Consider the following 1,380-nt stretch of genomic DNA (forward strand, 5'->3'; position numbering starts at 1 on the left):
TAAATCAAATCAGTAAAGAATTAAATATTACCAATGCCAACGAAATAGATCATTGGCTAAAACGATATCAACAACAAGGCTTAAGTGGGTTAAAAGCTAAACAGACTAAAACCAAATATGGTGGCAAATTTAAGCTGAAGGTCTTAAACTGGAGAAAACAGCATAATACTAGTTATCAAACAGCCGCACTCCACTTTAAGGTTAACAATATCGGCACGATAGCCAATTGGCAAAAGAAATTTGATATCAGTGGGGTTAAAGCGCTGTTTGTCAAACAAGGACGGCCAGCAATGAAACAAGGCAAAGCAAAAGAAGGAAACAAACAACCACGTAGCCCCAGCGAATTGTCTGAATTAGAGGCCTTACGCTTGGAAAACCGGGCTTTGCGAGTAGAAAATGAATATTTAAAAGAACTCAAGGCCTTAGTTCAGAAACGCGGGCACCTGCCGAAGAAAGGCAAATCATCCAAGAACTAAGGCAAAAATTTGGCTTTAAGTTAAAAGAAATCCTGCCACTTACCACTATCTGTAAAAGCACTTATGAATATCATGTCCATCCTAAAAGACCTAAGTACAGTGATGGCGCGCTAGTGTCGATTATTAAAATGATCAAGCATTATCATCCGGCCTTTGGCTATTGGACGGTAACAGATGACTTACGGGTAAAATGGCATCTGAAAATCGATCATAAACGGGTTTATCGCCTTATGCAGGCCAATCACCTTTCAGCCAAGGTCTATAACCTGCGGGCAGGCAAATATGATTCTTCTAAAGGCCCGCAAGGCAAGAAAGCCCAAAACCGGTTACACCGCAGGTTCATGACTGACCGACCTTTACAAAAAGTTGTAACTGATATTAGTGAATTTCGCTATGGGACAATGAGCATGAAAGAGCGGGTTTATCTTTCTCCTTTTAAAGATTTATATGGTGGCGTAATCTTAGGTTATACGATCACTGACCGACCTTTAACCAGCTATGTGTTGGCAGGCTTACAGCAAGTAATCAATAAAAGGCCCAATAATTTAGGCTACCGGATGACTATCCACAGCGATCAAGGTATTCAGTATCAATCGCACGCTTACCGGGCAGCTTTAAAGAAACAGCATATCTTCCAGAGCATGTCCCGCCGGGGTAATTGTTATGATAATGCCGCAATGGAAAGTTTCTTTCACACGATGAAAGTAGAAATGTATTTCACCCACCATTATGCGACTAAAGCAGCCTTAATCCAGGCTATGGAGACATGGATCGGCTACTATAACCAAAAGCGCGATCGGCACAAACTAAAAGGCGCAACCCCAAATGCATATTGGGATTCCGCCTTAAAGAAAATTGTGTAAATTTGTAATAAACTAACGTCCAGTTTTAGGGGTTAGCTTCA

2 protein-coding genes are annotated in these 1,380 nt (G+C 41.1%); both read left to right on the forward strand.

Features of this window, described 5'->3' with window-relative positions; genetic code table 11:
* A partial coding sequence (locus FC77_RS08325) for a helix-turn-helix domain-containing protein (protein ID WP_056971021.1) occupies positions 1 to 476 on the forward strand: 476 nt, incomplete at its 5' end.
* Complete coding sequence (locus FC77_RS07605) at positions 464 to 1,339, forward strand: IS3 family transposase (RefSeq protein WP_231860167.1); 876 nt, start codon at positions 464 to 466, stop codon at positions 1,337 to 1,339. The genes FC77_RS08325 and FC77_RS07605, both read left to right, overlap by 13 nt.
* Positions 1,340 to 1,380: the final 41 nt, after the last annotated feature.

Source organism: Lactobacillus acetotolerans DSM 20749 = JCM 3825 (genome assembly GCF_001436775.1).
Lineage (GTDB): Bacteria > Bacillota > Bacilli > Lactobacillales > Lactobacillaceae > Lactobacillus > Lactobacillus acetotolerans.